General features: G+C 36.1%; 17 protein-coding genes. 13 read left to right on the forward strand and 4 right to left on the reverse strand.

Annotated features, from left to right (window positions below; genetic code table 11):
• The first annotated feature begins 390 nt into the window (after nt 1-390).
• The 6 genes from V6R96_RS08010 (at nt 391) to blaIND (ending at nt 6,462) form a co-directional block, all read left to right on the forward strand.
• A complete protein-coding gene (locus tag V6R96_RS08010) occupies nt 391-1,011 on the forward strand; it encodes a hypothetical protein (RefSeq protein ID WP_336378600.1) in 621 nt (206 codons plus the stop codon).
• 191 nt (nt 1,012-1,202) lie between these two features.
• Entirely contained in the window at nt 1,203-3,086 is a 1,884-nt protein-coding gene (locus V6R96_RS08015) for a hypothetical protein (protein WP_336378601.1), read from the forward strand.
• A gap of 20 nt (nt 3,087-3,106) precedes the next feature.
• Nucleotides 3,107-3,538: a transposase gene (locus tag V6R96_RS08020; RefSeq protein ID WP_336380189.1), complete on the forward strand. Its 432-nt coding sequence runs from the start codon at nt 3,107-3,109 to the stop codon at nt 3,536-3,538.
• 225 nt (nt 3,539-3,763) lie between these two features.
• The gene (locus V6R96_RS08025) at nt 3,764-4,084 is read left to right on the forward strand and encodes a helix-turn-helix domain-containing protein (RefSeq protein WP_111958257.1); all 321 of its coding nucleotides are present in this window, start codon (nt 3,764-3,766) and stop codon (nt 4,082-4,084) included.
• A gap of 274 nt (nt 4,085-4,358) precedes the next feature.
• Nucleotides 4,359-5,342 carry a M43 family zinc metalloprotease gene (locus V6R96_RS08030; RefSeq protein ID WP_336378603.1) on the forward strand — a complete coding sequence of 328 codons (984 nt, stop codon included), beginning with the start codon at nt 4,359-4,361 and terminating at the stop codon, nt 5,340-5,342.
• Nucleotides 5,343-5,730: 388 nt separating this feature from the next.
• Nucleotides 5,731-6,462, forward strand: a complete 732-nt coding sequence (gene blaIND / locus V6R96_RS08035; RefSeq protein ID WP_111958253.1) for an IND family subclass B1 metallo-beta-lactamase — start codon at nt 5,731-5,733, stop codon at nt 6,460-6,462.
• Between the two features lie 63 nt (nt 6,463-6,525).
• On the opposite strand, the gene V6R96_RS08040 is transcribed toward blaIND, so the two are convergent.
• The 4 genes from V6R96_RS08040 to V6R96_RS08055 all read right to left on the reverse strand — a co-directional run bounded on the left by V6R96_RS08040 (nt 6,526) and on the right by V6R96_RS08055 (nt 12,393).
• A complete protein-coding gene (locus V6R96_RS08040) occupies nt 6,526-8,382 on the reverse strand; it encodes a PDZ domain-containing protein (protein WP_111958251.1) in 1,857 nt (618 codons plus the stop codon).
• A gap of 186 nt (nt 8,383-8,568) precedes the next feature.
• Entirely contained in the window at nt 8,569-10,200 is a 1,632-nt protein-coding gene (locus tag V6R96_RS08045; protein WP_336378604.1) for a M1 family metallopeptidase, read from the reverse strand.
• Between the two features lie 189 nt (nt 10,201-10,389).
• On the reverse strand, nt 10,390-11,217 hold the full coding sequence (locus V6R96_RS08050; protein ID WP_336378605.1) for a twin-arginine translocase subunit TatC: 828 nt from the start codon (nt 11,215-11,217) through the stop codon (nt 10,390-10,392).
• Between the two features lie 216 nt (nt 11,218-11,433).
• Nucleotides 11,434-12,393, reverse strand: a complete 960-nt coding sequence (locus V6R96_RS08055) for an SIS domain-containing protein (RefSeq protein WP_223559309.1) — start codon at nt 12,391-12,393, stop codon at nt 11,434-11,436.
• 158 nt (nt 12,394-12,551) lie between these two features.
• Here V6R96_RS08055 and recQ point away from each other — a divergent pair, with 158 nt between their 5' ends.
• The 7 genes from recQ (at nt 12,552) to V6R96_RS08090 (ending at nt 20,323) form a co-directional block, all read left to right on the forward strand.
• Nucleotides 12,552-14,756, forward strand: coding sequence for a DNA helicase RecQ (gene recQ, locus V6R96_RS08060; protein WP_336378606.1), 2,205 nt, complete (start codon nt 12,552-12,554; stop codon nt 14,754-14,756).
• 139 nt (nt 14,757-14,895) lie between these two features.
• Nucleotides 14,896-15,978, forward strand: a complete 1,083-nt coding sequence (locus V6R96_RS08065) for a glycosyltransferase (RefSeq protein WP_111958233.1) — start codon at nt 14,896-14,898, stop codon at nt 15,976-15,978.
• A 76-nt stretch (nt 15,979-16,054) separates the two neighbouring features.
• Nucleotides 16,055-16,402: a hypothetical protein gene (locus tag V6R96_RS08070; RefSeq protein WP_336378607.1), complete on the forward strand. Its 348-nt coding sequence runs from the start codon at nt 16,055-16,057 to the stop codon at nt 16,400-16,402.
• Nucleotides 16,403-16,448: 46 nt separating this feature from the next.
• Nucleotides 16,449-16,847 (forward strand): cupin domain-containing protein, encoded by a 399-nt coding sequence (locus tag V6R96_RS08075; protein ID WP_336378608.1) that lies wholly within the window; start codon nt 16,449-16,451, stop codon nt 16,845-16,847.
• 128 nt (nt 16,848-16,975) lie between these two features.
• Nucleotides 16,976-18,379 (forward strand): dihydrolipoyl dehydrogenase, encoded by a 1,404-nt coding sequence (gene lpdA / locus V6R96_RS08080; protein WP_111958227.1) that lies wholly within the window; start codon nt 16,976-16,978, stop codon nt 18,377-18,379.
• A gap of 171 nt (nt 18,380-18,550) precedes the next feature.
• The gene (locus V6R96_RS08085; protein WP_336378609.1) at nt 18,551-19,375 is read left to right on the forward strand and encodes a S1-like domain-containing RNA-binding protein; all 825 of its coding nucleotides are present in this window, start codon (nt 18,551-18,553) and stop codon (nt 19,373-19,375) included.
• A 354-nt stretch (nt 19,376-19,729) separates the two neighbouring features.
• Nucleotides 19,730-20,323, forward strand: coding sequence for a TetR/AcrR family transcriptional regulator (locus V6R96_RS08090; protein WP_111958223.1), 594 nt, complete (start codon nt 19,730-19,732; stop codon nt 20,321-20,323).
• The last annotated feature ends 70 nt before the right edge of the window (nt 20,324-20,393 follow it).

A 20,393-nucleotide genomic window follows, 5' to 3' on the forward strand; every position in this document is an offset into this window, starting at 1 on the left:
AAAAAAAACAAATGATGAGAAAAAAAGGCATAAAAACAGGGAATATCTTTCCTCAGAATAGTAAACAATTACTGTTCATGTTTTTGTGTCTTTTCTTTTGTTTTTCTATCTACTCAAATTCAAATTGAAGAAGAATACGAATTTTTTTTATCAGATAGTATACACTTGTATACAAACCCTTTTACTTACACAACAGGGAATATAGATTCTGTTTACATCTTAAAAGAAACAATTGTTTCAAACATTTTGGAAGTAGAATTTATATACAATGAAAACTGAACTATGTGACAGTATATGAAAATTAAAAAAGTACACAACGTTTACTAACTTAAAATCAAAAATACAATGAAAAAAAATGTATTAACATTAGTTGCCCTGTTGGTTTCAGCAGTGGCTTTTTCTCAAGTGGGTATCAACACTGCCAACCCCCAAGGAGTTTTCAATATTGATGGGGGTAAAGACAACAACACTACAGGAGTTCCAACTGCGACACAACAAGCCAATGATATCGCAGTGACCACTTCAGGACAATTAGGAATAGGTACTACCCAGCCAAGGGCAAAACTCCATGTAGCAGCAGGGACTGCCATACAGATAGATCCGGAAATCCGTTTAGGTGGAACCGCTACCTCCGATGGTAATGCTGGTAATGCTGGAGATGTAATTACTTCACAAGGACCGGGTATGCCAGCAAAATGGGCTACCATTGGAGGTAGCGCTCCTTTGGTTGTTGCTAATAATGGCAATTATATCTTAGATGCTAGCTATAATGCCCTTCTTACTGATGATATTATTTTAATGAAACCTACCGCCGTTGATGTTACTCTAAACTTTCCAGCTGGAGCACCTATAGGAAAAAAATATTACATCTCAAACCAAGGAACTAGAATGGTTTTAACACCTCAAGTAGCTGTAAAAGAAACTGCTACACAACATATAACTGCAGGAGCTGGATATACTATAATGTATTTAGGGCCTATAGGTGGATGGTCAAACCAGTCTGCTTTTTAAGAATAATCCCCGGGACTGAGCCCCGAAGTATTCAACGGAAGAGAGTTTATTATTAGTTTTATGAGAACTATCCATTTTTTCAAACTTCTCTCACTTCCTCCCAAGGCAAAGCCTAAGGAGTATTCTTTAAATATAAAACTCACAAATTATTAATTAAATTATTTCAAATGATGAAAAATATAATCTTTCGTGTGTCCATAGGGGCCGCACTATTCACGTTTCATACAGCTACAGCACAAGTTCGGTTTACGAATAGAGATGCTAATAGTTCCTCTATTAATAGCTCTGCATTTATAGATGCCTCATCCGCCGTTAACAACAATGCTACCTCCAATGTAGGGAAAGGATTGCTCTACCCCAGAACAGATCTTAGTACATTTACTGCCTTTGGCGGTAGTCCTGTGGGGATTCCCAATTCCTACCCTACATTCTATGACGGTTTCGTGGTATACAACACCAAAGTTGGTGATACAGCAGGAGTAGGAGCTACTCAAGGTACGCTTACTGCCGGCTTTTGGTATTATGATAACAAATCTAAAACCATTAATGGTGGTACTTGGAAACCTCTTGGAGAAAATCCAGGCAATACTTCTGATACCAGCATTTACAATGCCAATGGGACTTTAAACAGCAACAGAACAGTTGGATTAGGTGGTAAAATTTTAAATTTCGAAGGACCCGATCCAATAATAGGTTTCAGATCTACCAGTGCCAATGCTTCTGAAATATTCCTTCACAGAGATAATAACGGAACTAACATTCCAGCTGGACAATATATAGGTAAACTGAACTTCAGTGGTAAAGTGGAAGGTGTCAATAGATATTTGGCCGGTATTAGTTCGGTATATCAAGGAAATGGAACAACACAAGATTCAGAATTACGTTTTTCTGTGAACGGAGAAAGTAACAATCAACTGTCGCTTGACAATCAAAGATTATTTGCAAATACGAGGATAGGTATAAAAACATCTTCACCTACAGAAGAGCTAGATGTGAACGGTAATGTAAGATTTAGAGGAGTTACAGAAACATCTTCCATTGCAGCTACTGACAGATTTATGTTATTAGGTGAATTTGGAGTAGGAAAAAGATTGAGCTTAGCTGATTTAAAAACAGCGATAGGTCCAGATAATAACACCAATATTTACAATGCCAATGGGACTTTAAACAGCAATCGAACTGTTGGATTAAATGGTAAGATTCTAAATTTCGATGGACCTGATCCAATAATAGGTTTCAGATCTACCAGTGCCAATGCTTCCGAAATATTCCTTCACAGAGATAATAACGGAACTAATATTCCTGCTGGCCAATATATAGGTAAATTGAATTTCAGTGGTAAAGTGGGAGGTGTTAATACATATTTAGCCAGTATTCGTGCTGCCTACCAAGGAAACGGAACTACTACAGCCTCAGAATTGCGGTTTTCTGTAGGCGGAGAAACAAGTACTGAACTTATTTTGAATAAAGATGGAAATTTAGGGGTTGGGAATATTACACCCAGCCAGAAGTTAGATGTAGATGGCAATGCGAGATTACGCAATGTTCCTAATGGCAACCTGAATGTCCCGGACCGCTACGTTGCTATAGATGGCAACGGGAATCTAAAGAAAGTAGATATAGATTTACCTGCATTTGGTCTTTATGCACAATCTAACTCAACTGTAACACGATATGCTGACAATGTGGCTAGGCCCTTGGTAATAAATGATTATACCCGAATCAATTCTATCTATGTAACAAGAATAAATGGAAATACTTTTAGAGCGGAAAAAGATGGTATTTATACCATTGAAGTATGGGCGTATTACAGCAATATTCCTCCTGCTGATGGTCCTGGTGGGGACGTAACCAGAGGATGCTCAATGAAATTAGATATCCCAAGTGGAGGGGCTGTACAAAAAGTTGGTGACAGATGGGCTGATAATACAGGAACTAATGGATTTACAAGAACAAAACGTTTACAAAATGGGGAGATATTTTCTGTAAGCACCAGATGTATAAGAAATGGTAGCCAAACATATCAAACAGCACCTGGTTCCAGTATTATGGTAACCTATTTACCCTCTAACTAAATTAACTTGTATAGTGTATTATGAATTTTAAGCATATCCATATTGGCACTCTAATCAACAAAGCTGTTACAGAAAGCGGGATAGAAATATCCCGCATCTGTAATTTTTTTAAATGCACAGAGAAGGAAATTGAAGAAATGTATCAGCAAAAAAGCATGGATACAGAACTCTTACTGAAATGGAGTAAACTATTGGAATATGATTTCTTTAGACTTTTTTGCCAACATCTTATTCTGTATGCTCCACCGTCTGCAATCCAGAAGACCGAACATTCTTTAAACAATAAAAAGCCTACACTTCCGCGATTTAGAAAGAACATTTATACTAAAGAGGTGATTGATTTCATACTAGAATTAATTAATACAGGAGTAAAAACAAAACTTCAGATTATGGAAGATTACAGAATACCAAAAACTACCTTATATAAATGGATAAATAAGTACAAAAAATGAATCAATATATAGGTACAAGGTAGGATGGGGGTGGTAAATACAGATTATGACAAAGAAATATGGAAATATAACATTAAAAATATCTGAATTACAATACCAGTTTGATTTTAATTTTTGAAAATGAAAAAGTAGTTGTTATCTTAATTTAGGATTTCTTATTAATTTTTAATTAGATGAAGATTTATAATATATTAAAAAAACAATAAATTTTTAAAAATACAAATTATGGATAAACCAAACTATCATAAAATATATTCAGATATCATCACTTATAAATATCCTCACAAATTAGATGAGTGTAAGAAAATACTAAGTAAAGATAAATTTTCTGAGTTGGATGTTTTAGATATTAATCAACGAATTTTTGGTGAAAAAAGTAAAAGTGTTTTGCTTGCAAATGCAAGACATCACTCTTTTAATAAATCTACAATTGTCTATATTTTAGATTACCAAAAAAAATGCAATTTGAATAATAGCCAGTTAGCAGTTCATTTTAAACTTAGTAGAAATACCGTTATCAAATGGAAGAAGACATTCCTGGTTTAGTTGTAAGCTACCAAGAAAAAGGCAACAATATTGATTGGTACGATAACTCTGTATGGTCTGAAGAAAGCTTGAGATAGTTCGTGAATTCGTTTAAATTTCCGAGTTGCGGTTAACTCAAAATTTCTTTTACCATTTTCTGTGTCATTTACAGTAGCTTTTACAAGTATTTAAATTTTGTCCCAAAAATAGTTGCAAGTTCGCACTTATTAAATAATGCTTTGTGTAATATTTGAAATTTAATAAAAAATCAATTAATAACATCAATTAAAAACAAATGAAAAAAAGAAATTTATTTTTATTATTTATTCTTTCTATTCTTTCTTCTTGTAGAAATGAAGAGCAGACAGATATGTCTCAAATTGAAATCAGCTCTTTCAATTTAGAAAGGAAATGCTCAAGTTCTGAGGCACTAGAACAGAGATTGAGGTCGTCTCCTGAATTGAAGAATATGTATACTAAAGATCTCCATGAAGAAGAATTAATAGAGAAAAATTTAGAAAGTGGTAAGTTAATAAATAATGAAACGGTAGTAATTCCTGTAATAGTAAATGTTGTATATAGTAATCCTGTCAATAATGTTAGTATTGATAGAATATTGTCTCAAGAGGAAGTACTAAATAATACATTTGCCTCAACAAATTTTGATATTGGAAAGATTCCTAATTTATTCAAGCCTGTGAAAGCTGGAAATATTAAAATTAGATTTACTGTAGTAGATTTTAAGAGAAGAAAAGTGCCAGCGCAAATCTGGCAGGCAGATAAGGATTTAATGAAAACGAAACAATATGGAATAGCGGCTACAAACCCCAACAAATATTTGAATATTTGGGTTGTTGATAATTTAGATCAAAATTCTACAGGGTATTCATCTTTGCCTTTTGAGCATGGAAGATGGTATGATGGTGTTGTGATTCGTGCTGTAAATTTTGGTGTAACTAACAAAAATGCTATGTATGGACTTGGTAGAACAGCCGTTCATGAGGTTGGACACTATCTAGGTTTGAAACATATTTGGGGAGATACTGCGTGTGGAACAGATAACATCAATGACACACCTCAGCAAAAGAATGCTATTTATGGAAACCCTAATTTTCCTTTTTATACATTATGTGGGGGGGCTAGAAGAGTAGCAATGACAATGAACTTTATGAATTATGTAGATGACCGGTCTATGTATATGTTTACAAGGGACCAAGGAAATAGGATGGAATATGTAGTGTCGGCTAGAGGACGTAGAAGTAGTCTTAGAACGAACTAGCTATTTTGTTTACAAAATATTTATTTTGGGAAATTAAATGATGTTACGTCCATTTACTTAAATGTTTTGTGAGCATCTAAATGACAGCCAATCATAATGGTGATCATTCAGAATCTGACATTAGAGATGCCGTCTCAAAAGGTAAACTAACGCTCTGAGAATCTCCTAAACAACAAAAGCTTTCAGAAGGAGTCCGAGAGAGAGGGGGTAAAATGCTTTGTTTTTAAATACAAGACATTGTTCTTTTAATTAAAAAAAGTTAAACCCTTCCGATGTGAACCGGTTTCAATAAATAATAAATAAATTTGTAGTTCTTCAGGGTACAAATTGATTCCAATTATTCACCCCAATCTATATTTTGATTAATAATTAAATACTATAAAAAATTATGAAGAAAAGTGTTAAGGCTTTTGCAGTGTTGTTTTTATTCCTGACTAATTTTTTTTATGCACAGGTACGCGATTTTGTTATTGAACCGCCTCTTAGCTCAAAGCTCTATCTGTATAAGACATTCGGGGTTTTTGGAGGTAAAGAATATTCAACCAACGCTCTTTATCTGATCACCAAAAAAGGAGTCGTTCTGTTTGATGTTCCGTGGCAGAAAACCCAGTACCAGAGCCTTATGGATACTATAAAAAAGAGACATAATTTACCGGTGATTGCTGTATTTGCCACACATTCACATGCTGACAGGGCTGGAGACCTTAGCTTTTACAATAATAAAGGAATCAAAACTTATGCTACTGCTAAAACCAACGAATTATTGAAAAAAGAAGGAAAAGCAACTTCAAATAATTTAATAAAAGTAGGAAAGAAATATAAAATAGGAGGAGAAGAATTTATTGTAGACTTTCTGGGTGAAGGCCACACAGCAGATAATGTAGTGGTTTGGTTTCCAAAATATAATGTTCTGGATGGAGGCTGCCTGGTAAAAAGCAGCTCTGCCGTTGATCTTGGCTACACTGGAGAAGCCAATGTAGAGCAATGGCCATTGACGATGAAAAACCTGCAGACTAAATATCCTTCCGGTGCTAAGGTTATTCCTGGCCATGATGAATGGAAAGGCAACGACCATGTGAAGCATACGCTGGAACTGTTAGAAAAGCAAGGCGGTAAATAAGAAATACTAAAAAAGCGGAGAAATTTTCTCCGCTTTTTTTATAACCATTAATTTCTTACTGTATTATTTCTTTCCTGTCAGCCACTGAGTTTGCAGCTTTAGTTCTGCCGGAGTTGGGTTGGCTTTATACTGTAGACTTTCAATCGTCATTTTGTCTAAAATAGCTTTTCCTTTAAGATCCATCTTATCGGTTTTATCACCATTTTTTCTGAGAATAGTAACAGTAACATCCTGTCCTTCCTTAATTGTTTTGGTATATCCTATAAACTCCTGCACCTTCTGAATATCAATTGTTTTTCCATCCAGAGCAACAATTTCGTCAGTGATCTTAAATCCTACGCTCTTTGCAAAAGGAGATAGTGCAGAACTTTCATCAAATACAAAAGTGTTATTTTTATCATTATAGCCTGTCTGATTCGGGTCTTTAATGAACCAGAAAAGGGGAGGTGTGTCCTTCTTTTTTGCTTCTATGCCTACCATATTCAGATATTCGGCATAAGGTGTCGGCTGGTTTCCTGCGATATATTTATTGTAGAAATCCTTTACCTGCGGATAACCGGTTACTGTTACCAATTCATCAATCAGCTTGTCGTCTTTGAAAGGTTTGTTTTCCCCAAATCTTTGGGACAGCTTTCTGATCATATCACGATAGCCCATCTCTCCGTTAGACAGTTTTCTCAGCTCAATATCCAGACACATAGTCAGCAATGTTCCTTTTTCATAAACGTTTCTGTACTGATCTTTGTATTCATCCTTCAGAACATTTTTACTCATGACCGTAAACGGCATTGTATCATCATAATTCTTTGAATTGGTGATCTTCTCATTGATTCTATGAAGAAATTCATCCTTATTGATCAGACCTTCCTGAATCTGGAAAAGATTGGCAAAATATTCCGTTCCGCCTTCATACATCCATAAGTGCTGAGACATTTTGGGATCTGCATAATCAAAATAATGGATCTCTTCAGAATGTGTTTTCAAAGGATTTACGGTATGGAAAAACTCGTGGGAAACGACATCGGTAATTGTTTTATCGATTGCTTCTTTAGGCATCATCTCAGGAAGCACAACACTGGTGGATTCATGGTGCTCCAATGCCCCGAAACCTTTGATCTGCGGTCCCTCGCCCCCCGAAAGATAAAGCATGATCGCATATTTTTTATTGGTATTCATATCCCCCAGGAATTTCTTCTGAGCCAGTACCATTTTTTCAAGATTATCTTTAAAGTCTGCTGCTTTATACTTTCCGGTTGGTGAATAAACGCCCAGCACCAGATCCATACCTCCTGCATTGAAGGTAATATAATCAGGTTTCGTGTACATCAGCGGAGAATCCGTCACTTTAGCATAATTGGCCAGTGTAAACGTATCTGTAGCATCAGACTTATCCTGATCCACTAAAGCTGTTGTTCCATAGAAGCCCGCAGGTTTCTGAACGATAAGCTGGTACGGAACATCCTGCATATTGTCGATATACCCAATGAAGCCATGGGTATTGATCATGTATATCTTGCCTTCCTCGATATCGGTTCCTGATGGGGAAAATACAGCTTTATGTTTTGAATTGTCCATTTCATCATCAAAGCTGTCATTTACCAGATAGGTTACCTTGCTAAGATCTTTAGCATTTTTTAATGAGTATGTATTGTCATTAACTTTTGTGTAGGTTAATTCTTTTCCTTTGTTATCATAAAACTTGATCCCTTCCACAAATCTGCCGTAATCATCTACAGAATACGTACCGGGAACGGTTTTCGGGAAATGGAACTTGATATCTCCGGATTTCATTTTCGGAAACTCCATGGTAACGGCTACCTTGTCGTCTTTTACATTCACAAGATCAATCGTTGTTTTTATAGATTGGGCATTAGCCAAAAAAGCGGCGAAAAGACCCAGACTGATTGCTGTTTTTCTCATTAGGTTTAAATCTTTATAGTTAAATAGTAGTTTATTTGATCATTTTGTTACGGTGTTCAGTATTAAACTTTTCTTAAAATTTTAAAAGAACCTTACTGATCTTATGATCCGAAGAAAAGCTTCATAGCTGAAATTAAAAAAGACAAACCTGTACTGTAACGATTTGCCTTTTTTGATTTTTTTTATTTACTGAACCTGGTTATAATGGATATAATAGTTCTTGTTAAATTCTACCGGTGTAGCCTTTTTAAGTTTTACAGTCTGCCAGTTTTCGGTAGGATTGATGGTCTGGTCACCGTTAATGATTATGGGAAGTTTAAGATCCTTAACCCCATCTGTGTACCGGAACTTTAAGGAGTCTCCGTTTTGAGAATATTCAAGATTAGGGATTTTTATTGTTCTTAAATATTGATTAAAGATACTCGACAGATCAATTCCTGATCTAGATGACATATAATCTTCGATCTGTTTTGTGGTAACAGTCTGATGGTAGAAATCTTTACCCAGGCCTCTCAGGATCTGTCTGAATTTTTCATCATTATTGATCATCTGCCGTATGGTATGAAGCATATTGGCCCCTTTCGGATACATATCACCGCTGCCTTCATTTCTCACGCCATACTTTCCAATAATCGGAATATCATTATCGATATTGTTACGGATGCCTACAGCATATATGTCCGCCGATTTTTTATCCATATATTTTTCCACGAAAAGAACCTCAGAATACATGGTGAAACTTTCATGGATCCACATATCCGCCTGATCTTTTGCCGTAATATTATTGGCAAACCATTCGTGGCCGCTTTCATGAATGATGATATAATCCCATTTAAGACCTACGCCTGTTCCGGAAAGGTCTCTGCCTCGGTAACCGTTTTGGTAATCATTCCCATAAGCTACATTGCTCTGGTGCTCCATACCCAGATAGGGAGAATCAACCAGCTTGTAAGAATCTTCATAAAAAGGATACGGCCCAAACCAGTATTCAAATGCAGAAAGCATTGGTTTTACCTGCTGGAACTGTTTTTTTGCTTTTTCAAGATTGTAATCCAGTACCCAGTAATCCAGGTCGAGCTTTCCTTTCTCTCCATTAAATGTATCTTTAAAATTGACATATTTGCCAATATTCGGAATGATAGAATAAGCATTGATCGGATTCTTTACTTCCCAGGTATAAGCTGTTTTGTTACCTTCCGTTTTTTTACTGGTCAGTCTTCCGTTTCCTACACCTACAAGATCATTGGGAGTAATGATCTTCATAACAATACCATTTTCCGGTTCATCACTCCAGATATCTTTTGTCGGAAGCCATATGGAAGCTCCGATTCCTTCATCGGCTACACTCATCCACGGATTTCCTTTCTCGTCTTTAGCGAAAACCCAGCCTCCGTCCCAGGGTGCATTTTTTGCAATCGTTGGTTTTCCGGAATAGGTTACATCAATCGTATATTTTTCACCCTTTTTGAATTTCTTTTTGGCTGTGATGAAAATAAAATCTCCATCCTGCTTATAGTTGGCAATCGGGAAATTACCTTCCACTTTATCTGCCTTCATCGGCTTCTGCAAATCGATCTGGAAAACAGGGTCGGTAATGTCTTTGGTGATCTCAAAGCTGATTTTATTATATCCCTTAATACTTTTCTGTGCAAAATCCGGCTCTACAGAAAGATCATATTTTTTGACATCCCAGAAATTCCTGAACTGGGTATCAGAACCTTTCAGTGTATCTTGTTTTGTGAAAACCTTATCTTTTTCAAAGAATTGCCCAAAAACAAGTCCCGAAGCAAATAAAAGTGTATACGTCAGCTTTTTCATTTAAAATCAAATTAAATTCTATCAAAAATAGAAAAATTAATGGCATAATGGAATGCATAAGAGAAAAAATATAAAATGGGCTGTATGAAGAATAGAATAGCGGCATAAAAAAAGCCCGGCTAAAACCGGGCTCAGGTATAATAACAATAAAGTTTTATCAATGATTTTGCAATAAGTATCTAATCCGTATTATTCCTGCACTGCCGGAAGATTTGCTGCATTTTTCTGTACTTTTTTGTAAGTGAAGGAACACATTACGATACTGAATTCATATAGTATAAGCAGTGGAAAAGCAGCCATCAGCATACTTAAAACATCTGCCGGCGTAATAATCGCAGCAACGACCATGATCAGAACAATAGCATGGCGGCGATAAGTTTTCATAAACATTGGGGTCAGAATTCCTATGCTTGTCAGGAAATAGATAAGAATAGGGAATAGGAAAATAACTCCCATACCTAAAATTACCTGTAAAAATAATGTGGTATAATCACTTAAGTCATACAATGGAATGATAATATCGGAAATCTTAAAGATAACCCCGAAATTTACAGCGAATGGAAGGATTAAAAAATAACCGCATAAAACTCCTGTCATAAACAGGATCCATACTGCATTGATAATAAAGATAGAGTTCTTTCTTTCCTTAGGATGAAGGGCAGGGCCTATAAACCTCCATAACTCCCATACGATATAAGGAAAAGCCCCTACCAGACCTCCGAAAACAGAAACAGCCATCATCACATTGAACTGCTGATAAAGCCGCTGTACACGAACCGGAAAATCTTTCGGAAGATGAATACTGTCTTCACCTAAAAGCATTCTTGAAAAATGATTGACTACCCTGAAAGTTGGAAAATCATTTCTGGTCGGACCAAAAAAGATATGGTCCATGATCCAGTTGATATTGAATCCTACAGCCACAGCAACAATTATAATAGCAATAATTGAGCGGACAAGGTGACCTCTTAATTCTCCAATATGTCCCAAAAAGGACATTTCTTTTTTTTCGTCCATATACTAAGTCTCTCTAAAATAGCCAACCCGTAAAAGGTAAGCCGTTTAAGTCTGCGAAATTATGAAATAATAATCAGTATTTAGAATTATTGAATGTGATTTTGTCTAAGTTTATAGGGAAATACTTGTATGTTTGGTTTTCAGAAAAAAGCAGACGGTATTTTGTAGATACCGTCTGCTGATTTATTGTGATTAATAAAATGATTTTAAATAGAATCAATTAATTCCTTCATCAAGCAATGTATGAAGATCAATGATCCCGAAATATTTTCCATTTTCTGTAACGATAAGCTGGCCGATATTATTTTCTTTCAGGATTTTCATAGCTTCCTTGGCCAGAGTATCTCTTTCAATGGTTTTAGGATGGGCAGACATGATGTTTTTTGCCTGAATTTTGGTAATATCATCACCTTTCATCAGCATTCTTCTCAAGTCCCCGTCGGTGATCACGCCAATTATTTTTTCGTCCTGTGTCACTACTGTAATCCCGTGGCTTGATGCACTGATTGAAATAATGACGTCCCTTACCGGTGCATTTTCCTCAACCTGCGGCTTTTGAGGGGATAAGAACTGATCTACTTTTGAAACCAGATTCTTTCCTAAGCTTCCTCCCGGATGAAATTTAGCAAAATCGTTCTCTCTGAAATCATTCAGCTCCATTAAAGCAACAGCCATAGCATCTCCAAGTGCCATCTGGATGGTGGTAGAGCTGGTCGGGGCCAGTTTATTAGGACAGGCTTCCACATCTACGTGAGTATCCAGAACAATTTCGGAGAATTCGGCGAGTTTACTGTTTTTATTCCCTGTCATCCCGATCAGGGCAGAAGAATAATCTCTTAAATAAGGAACAAGATTAGCTATTTCAGGTGAATTTCCGGAATTTGAGATGCATAAAACCACATCCTGCTTCTGGATTACACCAAGATCTCCATGGATCGCTTCAGAAGCATGAAGAAATTGCGACGGTGTACCCGTAGAATTTAAAGTAGCAACAATTTTATTACCTACATGGGCAGATTTCCCGATTCCCACAACAATTAATTTCCCTTTTGCCGAATGAATAATTTCCACTGCTCTGGCAAAATCTTCACCTATCCTGTTCTTTAATTTTTCAAGTTCTGAAATTTCTATCTCTAAAGTGCTCTTTGCAATTGAAATAAGGTCGGCTCTTTCCATTTTATAATTTTAAGGTATACAAAAAATCCATTAAAAAACGTTATATTTAAAAAAGAATATTTAATATAAGTTTTATTTTTTATAAATTCGTTCGCTTTTATTTTAAGCAGAATTTTTATAACTTTGGGTTGGATGCAAATTTAGCAATAGAAAATTAGATGAACGCAAAAAAAGCCAATTTATCAGGCGAATTGAAAAAGTATTTCGGGTTTTCTACATTTAAAGGCCAGCAGGAACAAATTATAGAAAACCTACTTAGTGGGAAGGATATATTTGTCTTAATGCCGACAGGAGGAGGTAAATCATTATGTTACCAGCTTCCGGCACTTATTTCAGAAGGTACGGCAATAGTAGTTTCGCCCTTAATAGCGTTAATGAAGAATCAGGTAGATGCGGTAAACGGCCTTTCATCTGATGACGGGGTAGCGCACGTTTTAAATTCATCATTAAATAAGACACAGACAAAACAGGTTTTTGATGACATCAGGAGTGGCAAAACCAAGCTTTTGTATGTAGCTCCGGAATCGTTAATCAAAGACGATTATCTGGATTTCCTTAAAGAAGTTAAGATTTCTTTTGTAGCTATTGATGAAGCACACTGTATTTCAGAATGGGGCCATGATTTCCGGCCGGAATACAGGAACCTGAAATCGATTATTGACAGGATTGCTGAGGTTCCGGTGATCGCTTTGACAGCTACTGCAACACCAAAAGTTCAGGATGACATCCAGAAAACTTTAGGAATGAGCGATGCATTAGTTTTTAAAGAAAGTTTCAACCGTCCGAACCTCTATTACGAAGTACGTCCGAAAGTCAATGTAGACAAAGAAATCGTACGATTTATCAATCAGCATAAAGGAAAGTCGGGGATTGTTTACTGTTTAAGCAGAAGAAAAGTGGAAGAGTTTGCCCAGCTGCTGCAGGTAAACGGGATCAATGCGCTTCCGTACCACGCAGGTCTTGACCAGAAAGTGAGAGTGGCTAATCAGGATAAATTTCTGATGGAGGAAGTAGATGTTATTGTCGCTACAATAGCCTTCGGAATGGGAATCGACAAGCCGGATGTACGTTTTGTAATCCATTATGATTTTCCTAAATCTTTGGAAAGCTATTATCAGGAAACAGGAAGAGCAGGAAGAGACGGTGGCGAAGGTCATTGCCTTGCATTTTATGATCCTAAGGATATTGAGAAACTGGAAAAATTCCTTGCACAAAAACCAGTTTCCGAAAGAGAAATCGGGTTACAGCTTTTAAATGAAGTGGTGGGCTACGCTGAAACTTCAATGAGCAGAAGGCAGTATATTCTCTATTATTTCGGAGAAAATTTTGATCCGGTGAAAGGGGATGGAGCCAATATGTGTGACAATTCCTCTAACCCTCCAAAATTAAAAGAAGCAACATCGGACCTTAAAAAAGTTCTGACACTTATTAAAGATACCGGTGAAAAGTTCAAGTCTAAGGATCTGATCTCGGTAATTGTTGGAAAAGAAAATGCAGTTACAAAATCATATAAATTAGAACAGACTTCTCATTTCGGTTTCGGAAAAGATGAAAAAGATAACTACTGGAAAACTATTTTGAGACAGGCAACGGTTCAGGGATTTCTGCAGAAAGATATTGAAACCTACGGCGTTTTGAAAATGTCTGATAAGGCAAGAAACTTCTTAGAAAAACAATCTAAAGAACCATTCTTAATTGCGGAAGACAGAGAGTTTGATCTTTCCCAAACCAAGGCAGAGAATGAACAGGTACAAATGCAGGCCAGTACAGGTCTGGATCAGAATCTCTTCAGCCAGTTAAAAGATCTTAGAAAAAAAGTAGCCAAAAAACATGGAATTCCACCTTACACGGTTTTCATGGATCCAAGTCTGGAGGATATGACCGTTCAGTATCCTATTTCATTGGAAGAAATTGCCAAGATTTACGGGGTAGGAGAAGGAAAGGCAAAAAAATATGGTAAAGAATTCGCAGACTTTATTAAAGCTTACGTAGAAGAAAATAATATCGAACGTACCCAGGATATGGTATTGAAACAGGTGGCTAATAAATCCAGCCATAAAGTTTTTATTATCCAGAGTACCGATAAAAAAATTGACCTTGAAGATATTGCAAGGGCGAAGAACCTTTCCATGAATGAACTTTTAAAAGAAATGGAAAGTATTGTCTATCAGGGGACAAAACTGAATATTGACTATTATATTGAAGATAATTTTGATGAAGATATCGTAGATGGCTTCATGGAATTCATGACTGAATCTGAAAGCGACAGCATGAAAGTGCTTCTCGATGAGTTCGGAGATGAACTTTCTGATGAAGAAGTAAGAATGTTGAGGATAAAATTTATCAGCGATGTAGCGAATTAAAAAATCCAATATATTTAATATCTAAGCTCTTCTTTGGAAGGGCTTTTTTTAGATAATAACTTGTGTTTATTAACTTTTATTGAAATGTTCCGGATATCAATATTTGAAACTTAATAAAACTTTTTACTAACTTTAACTGATGAAAAAAATATCTGTCATATTTATTCTGCCGGATCTGGAAACCGGTGGTGCAGAAAGAATTGTTACCACTATCGCCAATCATCTTTCCAGAGACCGGTTTGAACCCAAAATCCTTTTGCTTCGCAAACAGGGCGGATATCTTAATTTTCTGAAAAAAGATGTTGAAATCATTGACATCAACACCGAAAGGATCAGGCATTCCCTAAAGCCTATTTTAGGCGAAATTTACCGCAGAAAACCGGATATTGTGTTTTCAGGTTTTGGCGAAGTAAATGCTTATCTGGCCTTATTCATTAAACTCTTCCCAAGGACGAAATTTATTGCCAGGGAAACGAATGTGGTAACACAGCATGTAACCCGGAAAGAAATCAAATTCTTCTACAACTTTTACAATAACTATCAGAGGATCATTGCCCAAAGTGATGATATGATGCATGACCTTGTAGATAACTTTAATATTAAGAAAAAGAAAATTGTAAAAATAAACAACCCAGTTGATTTTGACTTTATCAATGAAAAACTGGGCGTTTCTGTCAAGCCGGATAGTTTTAAATACAATTATAAAAATGTAGTGGCCATAGGAAATCTATCGGCGAGGAAAGGTTTTGACAATTTGCTAAAAGTATTTTCAAGACTTAAAAACGAAAATATTATGCTTCATATTCTGGGTGACGGCAAGGATAAGGATGTACTGCTTCAGATGAAAGATTTTCTAGGACTGAAAAATGTTATTTTCCATGGCAGACAGGATAATCCTTACCAGTATCTAAAATATGCAGATCTCTTCATTCTCTCTTCTAGGTACGAAGGTTTCCCGAATGTTCTTTTGGAGGCAGGTGCCTGCGGAACTTATTCTTTGGCCAATAACTGTCCGGGAGGCATTAATGAGATCATCCAGCACCAGGTGAACGGAGAAGTTTCAAATATTGAAAATTACGAAGATTTCTCCCAAAAAATAATGAAAGTTCTGCAGGGAAATTATAATCGTGATGGAATAAAAAACTCGATAAGGTCAAGATTTTCGAAGGATATTATTCTGGATAAATATGAGAAGGTGTTGTTGGATCTGATGAAAAAATAATGGCTGAATTTGCGTTATAGACCCATATTTTTTACATTTGATCTTCATTAATTTTATTTAAAATCAATATTCATCAATGAATAAAATTCCCAAAATTGGATGTGCTTGTGAAAAACCGACTTCGGACTATACTGAATACAGAAGTTCTCAATTAGGCATAGACCATACCAACGGAAGATATGCAGAAGTAACAATTCAGCAGTGCAAACTTTGTCAAAGAATATGGATTCATTATTTTGTTGAATTTGAACATTATTCTAAATCAGGAAGATGGTACAAAGGAATTGTTTCGAAAAAAGACCGCACACAAATAACCCCTGAAAATGCAGTTGACTATTTGGAAAATCTTGAATGGTACGTGTATGGAGGTTCGTTTTTTGAAAGTGCCGGAACTTTTGGCCAAGGAAAGCTGAATGTGGATTGATTCATAAGTCTTGAAAGAATTAGCATATAATTTAAGAATAAATAAAATGGGAAATTTCATAAAGCCATTTATATTTGTTATTTTGATACTGAATTCTGTTGTGATGCTGGCTCAGCAGAAGACCATCTCCAGAAAAGAATTATTGAAAACTGCCATTAACCAGAAAGTTAAGACTACGGAAATTCAGGAAATAACGCTAGTGCCGGGATTGGAAGTTCCAAAGCACCTGCATCCCTGCCCGGTAGTAGGCATAATAAAATCCGGAGAAGCGGTTTTTCAGATAGAAGGTCAGCCAAAAATAATTCTTCATGAAGGAGACGCTTTCTATGAACCTAAAAATGTAAAGATCCTTCACTTTGATAATGCATCAGCAGAAAAACCTCTTGTTTTTACAGCAATCTATCTGAAAGAAGGAAATGAAGAAAATATAAAATTATTGAAATAGAAGTTCCGCAAATCAACCATCTGAATTGTCAATCTTAAAATTGATAAAACTCACTTTGGTGCTTGGTAATTTATATGTAAATTTGTGAGAATTAAGAAAGATAATAATAAACAAATTCATACAATAACATGAGTCAATTCGATGTTACCGTAATAGGTTCCGGTCCTGGAGGTTATGTAGCTGCTATCCGTGCGGCACAGTTAGGTTTCAAAACAGCAATTATTGAAAAATATTCAACTTTAGGCGGAACTTGTCTTAACGTTGGATGTATTCCGTCAAAAGCGCTTTTAGACAGCTCTGAACATTTCGAGAACGCGAAGCACAACTTCGCAGGCCACGGAATCATTATCAATGAGCCGCAGGCTGATATTGCAAGAATGATCGAGCGTAAGAACGAAGTGGTGAAACAGAATACAGATGGAATCAACTACCTGATGAGCAAAAACAAAATCACCGTTTTTGAAGGATTGGGAAGTTTTGAATCTGCCACTCAGATCAAAGTAACGAAAAACGACGGTTCTTCTGAAACCATCGAATCCAAATATACCATCATTGCAACCGGTTCCAAGCCGTCTTCTTTACCTTTCATTACTCTGGATAAAGAAAGAGTGATTACCTCTACAGAAGCATTAAACCTTAAAGAAATTCCTAAGCACCTGGTAGTAATCGGTGGAGGAGTTATCGGTCTTGAATTAGGTTCTGTATACTTAAGATTAGGCGCTCAGGTAACTGTTGTGGAATTCATGGATAAGATCATTCCGGGAATGGATGGAGCTCTAAGCAAGGAACTGACTAAAGTTCTTAAGAAACAGGGAATGAAGTTTATGCTTTCTACGGCTGTTTCTGCTGTTGAAAGAAACGGAGATACTGTAAAGATCACAGCTAAAGATAAAAAAGGAGAAGAAGTAACCGTAGAAGGAGATTACTGTTTGGTATCTGTGGGTAGAAGACCTTATACAGACGGTCTTGCTCTTGAAAAAGCAGGTGTGGAACTTGATGAAAGAGGAAGAGTAAAAACAAACGACCACTTACAGACTAACGTTGCCAACATCTATGCGATCGGTGACGTGATCAAAGGAGCAATGCTTGCTCACAAAGCGGAAGAAGAAGGAGTTTTGGTAGCTGAAATCCTTGCAGGTCAGAAACCTCACATCAACTATAACCTTATTCCTGGTGTTGTGTACACATGGCCTGAAGTTGCCGGAGTTGGTAAAACTGAAGAGCAGCTGAAAGAAGAAGGAGTAGCTTACAAAGTAGGTTCTTTCCCAATGAGAGCGTTAGGTAGAAGCCGTGCAAGTGGTGATGTTGATGGTCTTGTAAAGATTATTGCAGACGAAAAAACGGACGAAGTTTTAGGAATGCATATCATCGGAGCCAGAGCTGCCGACCTTATCGCAGAAGGAGTAATTGCTATGGAATTCCGTGCAAGTGCTGAAGATATTGCAAGAAGCTCTCACGCCCACCCAACCTATGCAGAAGCTATTAAAGAAGCGGCATTGGATGCAACAGGGAAGAGACCAATTCATATGTAATTTTTGATTGAAAGATTTAAAATTCAAATATTTAAAATTAAAGAGAAGCATTTGCTTCTCTTTTTTTGTGGACTGAAAATTGTATTTCGATAGCAGGATAAAACAGGAAAACAGGATACATAGTTTGAAATCTTCAATTTTCCGTACCTTTGTGGCTAATTCTATTATTCAATGCAACTCGGAAAAACCCAGACTTTAAAAATTTCAGATAAAAACTACTCAGGATGGATCTTAACGGATGAAGCAGGCGAAAAAGCTTTTTTGCCCAAAGTTTTCACCAGCGATGATAAGGAAATTGATGATGAGGTTGAAGTTTTTGTCTATCAGGACGACGGAAAATTAAAGGCAACCACTGAAATTCCATTGGCTGAAGTAGGAGAGTATGCGGTAATGAGCTGTGTACAGAGCCTTCCGAGTGGAGCCTTTATGGATTGGGGGATTATAAAAGACCTTTTTATTCCTTACAAACAGCAGAAATCCAAAATTATTGAAGGAAAAAGATACTTGGTTTATTTATATGTGGATGAAGACCTTGATCTGATTACCGGAACTACAAAATTCAAAAGAAATCCACAGTACCAGGACCTTCCTTTCCAAAAAGGAGATAAGGTAGACCTGTTGATGATGAATGAAAGTGAGCTGGGCTGGAATGTGGTGATCAATAAAAAATATATTGGACTTGTTTATGCATCAGATGTATTCAAAAAGCTGTATCCTTTATCGGAAGAAAGCGGTTATATCAAAGCTATCCGTGAAGACGGTAAAATTGATGTTTCCCTACAGCCGGAAGGTTTCGAAAATATAGATGAATTCAAGCAAAAGATTCTTGACAAACTGGAAGAAAACTACGGACTTCTCTATCTGTCAGACAAGTCTTCTCCTGAAGAGATCAAAGATGAGCTTCAGATGAGTAAAAAGAACTTTAAAAAAGCACTCGGCGGACTGTATAAAGATAAGATCGTCGATATTTCAGAAGATAAAATAAAATTATTGTAAAATAAAAAACGGGCAGAATTTTCTGCCCGTTTTGTTTTGGCATCTTGTTCTTTGCCAGAAGCTACAACTATAAGTTCTTCCACCCTGATTTTAATTGTTTCCCACAGACAAGTTAGTGTATTCCTTTGCTCAATGAATGCCCTTTTTCTTATTATACTTCTCCAAAACTTATTTGTTTTGCCTTTGCCATAAACAAAATTGTTAGGCATTTCTTTCCGAATCATGATCTTATATTGATTTACGCTTATTCCCAAAACATGATGTAAATCATAACAAATTTGTTTAATTATTTTGTTTAACAATTTTGTCAAAAATAAAATTTGATTTACATTTGCACAAAATTGTTTAACAATAATGTCAAATCAAGCAAAAAAAGACCAAACACAGGAATTAATAAAAGAGACAGCGAAGAATTTATTCTTTGTGAAAGGGAAGTTTGATGCTACTACCCAGGAGATTGCAGATGCAGCCGGAGTGAACAGAACATTGATTAATTATTATTTCCGATCAAGGGATAATCTGATTCAGATTATTTTTGATGAAGCCCAACGGGTGGAACAGGAAAAATCAAAGATTATTCAAAATGCAGATCTTCCTTTTAAAGTGAAGATCAGCAAGTTTATAGAAGGAAGCCTTGCCACCAGTCTTCAATATCCATATCTGGAAACTTATATTGTTTCACAGATTAATAAAGGGAACTGCCATCAGAGAGAGATAGAAGAAGATGTACTGGAAACTCTTTATAAAGACATCGAAAAAGAGATGGAACTGGGAAATATTGAAAAAATGGCTCCCGTTCAGTTTATTCTGAATATGGTTTCATTACTTGTATTTCCAAGTGCTATAAGACCTTTATTTATGGAGAATCTGATGATTAGCGATGAAGAATATGATAAAATCATTTCCGAAAGAAAAGAGATCATTATCAACATGCTTTTCAAAAATTAAAAAAATGTTAAAGTATTTTAAGAAATGATTCGTCCTTTAGAAATAAAAACATTGACGAGAAAAATTACAT

This window comes from Chryseobacterium sp. CCNWLW53 (assembly GCF_037083525.1).
Classification (GTDB): Bacteria; Bacteroidota; Bacteroidia; order Flavobacteriales; family Weeksellaceae; genus Chryseobacterium; species Chryseobacterium lathyri.

Excerpts from the sequence above, each read along its gene's own strand:
- blaIND (WP_111958253.1), top strand. The coding sequence starts at position 5,731 with ATGAAGAAAAGTGTTAAGGCTTTTGCAGTGTTGTTTTTATTCCTGACT.
- V6R96_RS08020 (WP_336380189.1), top strand. The coding sequence starts at position 3,107 with ATGAATTTTAAGCATATCCATATTGGCACTCTAATCAACAAAGCTGTT.
- V6R96_RS08070 (WP_336378607.1), top strand. The coding sequence starts at position 16,055 with ATGAATAAAATTCCCAAAATTGGATGTGCTTGTGAAAAACCGACTTCG.
- V6R96_RS08090 (WP_111958223.1), top strand. The coding sequence starts at position 19,730 with ATGTCAAATCAAGCAAAAAAAGACCAAACACAGGAATTAATAAAAGAG.
- V6R96_RS08045 (WP_336378604.1), bottom strand. The coding sequence starts at position 10,200 with ATGAAAAAGCTGACGTATACACTTTTATTTGCTTCGGGACTTGTTTTT.
- V6R96_RS08085 (WP_336378609.1), top strand. The coding sequence starts at position 18,551 with ATGCAACTCGGAAAAACCCAGACTTTAAAAATTTCAGATAAAAACTAC.
- lpdA (WP_111958227.1), top strand. The coding sequence starts at position 16,976 with ATGAGTCAATTCGATGTTACCGTAATAGGTTCCGGTCCTGGAGGTTAT.
- V6R96_RS08030 (WP_336378603.1), top strand. The coding sequence starts at position 4,359 with ATGAAAAAAAGAAATTTATTTTTATTATTTATTCTTTCTATTCTTTCT.
- recQ (WP_336378606.1), top strand. The coding sequence starts at position 12,552 with ATGAACGCAAAAAAAGCCAATTTATCAGGCGAATTGAAAAAGTATTTC.
- V6R96_RS08050 (WP_336378605.1), bottom strand. The coding sequence starts at position 11,217 with ATGGACGAAAAAAAAGAAATGTCCTTTTTGGGACATATTGGAGAATTA.
- V6R96_RS08065 (WP_111958233.1), top strand. The coding sequence starts at position 14,896 with ATGAAAAAAATATCTGTCATATTTATTCTGCCGGATCTGGAAACCGGT.
- V6R96_RS08055 (WP_223559309.1), bottom strand. The coding sequence starts at position 12,393 with ATGGAAAGAGCCGACCTTATTTCAATTGCAAAGAGCACTTTAGAGATA.
- V6R96_RS08025 (WP_111958257.1), top strand. The coding sequence starts at position 3,764 with ATGGATAAACCAAACTATCATAAAATATATTCAGATATCATCACTTAT.
- V6R96_RS08040 (WP_111958251.1), bottom strand. The coding sequence starts at position 8,382 with ATGAGAAAAACAGCAATCAGTCTGGGTCTTTTCGCCGCTTTTTTGGCT.
- V6R96_RS08075 (WP_336378608.1), top strand. The coding sequence starts at position 16,449 with ATGGGAAATTTCATAAAGCCATTTATATTTGTTATTTTGATACTGAAT.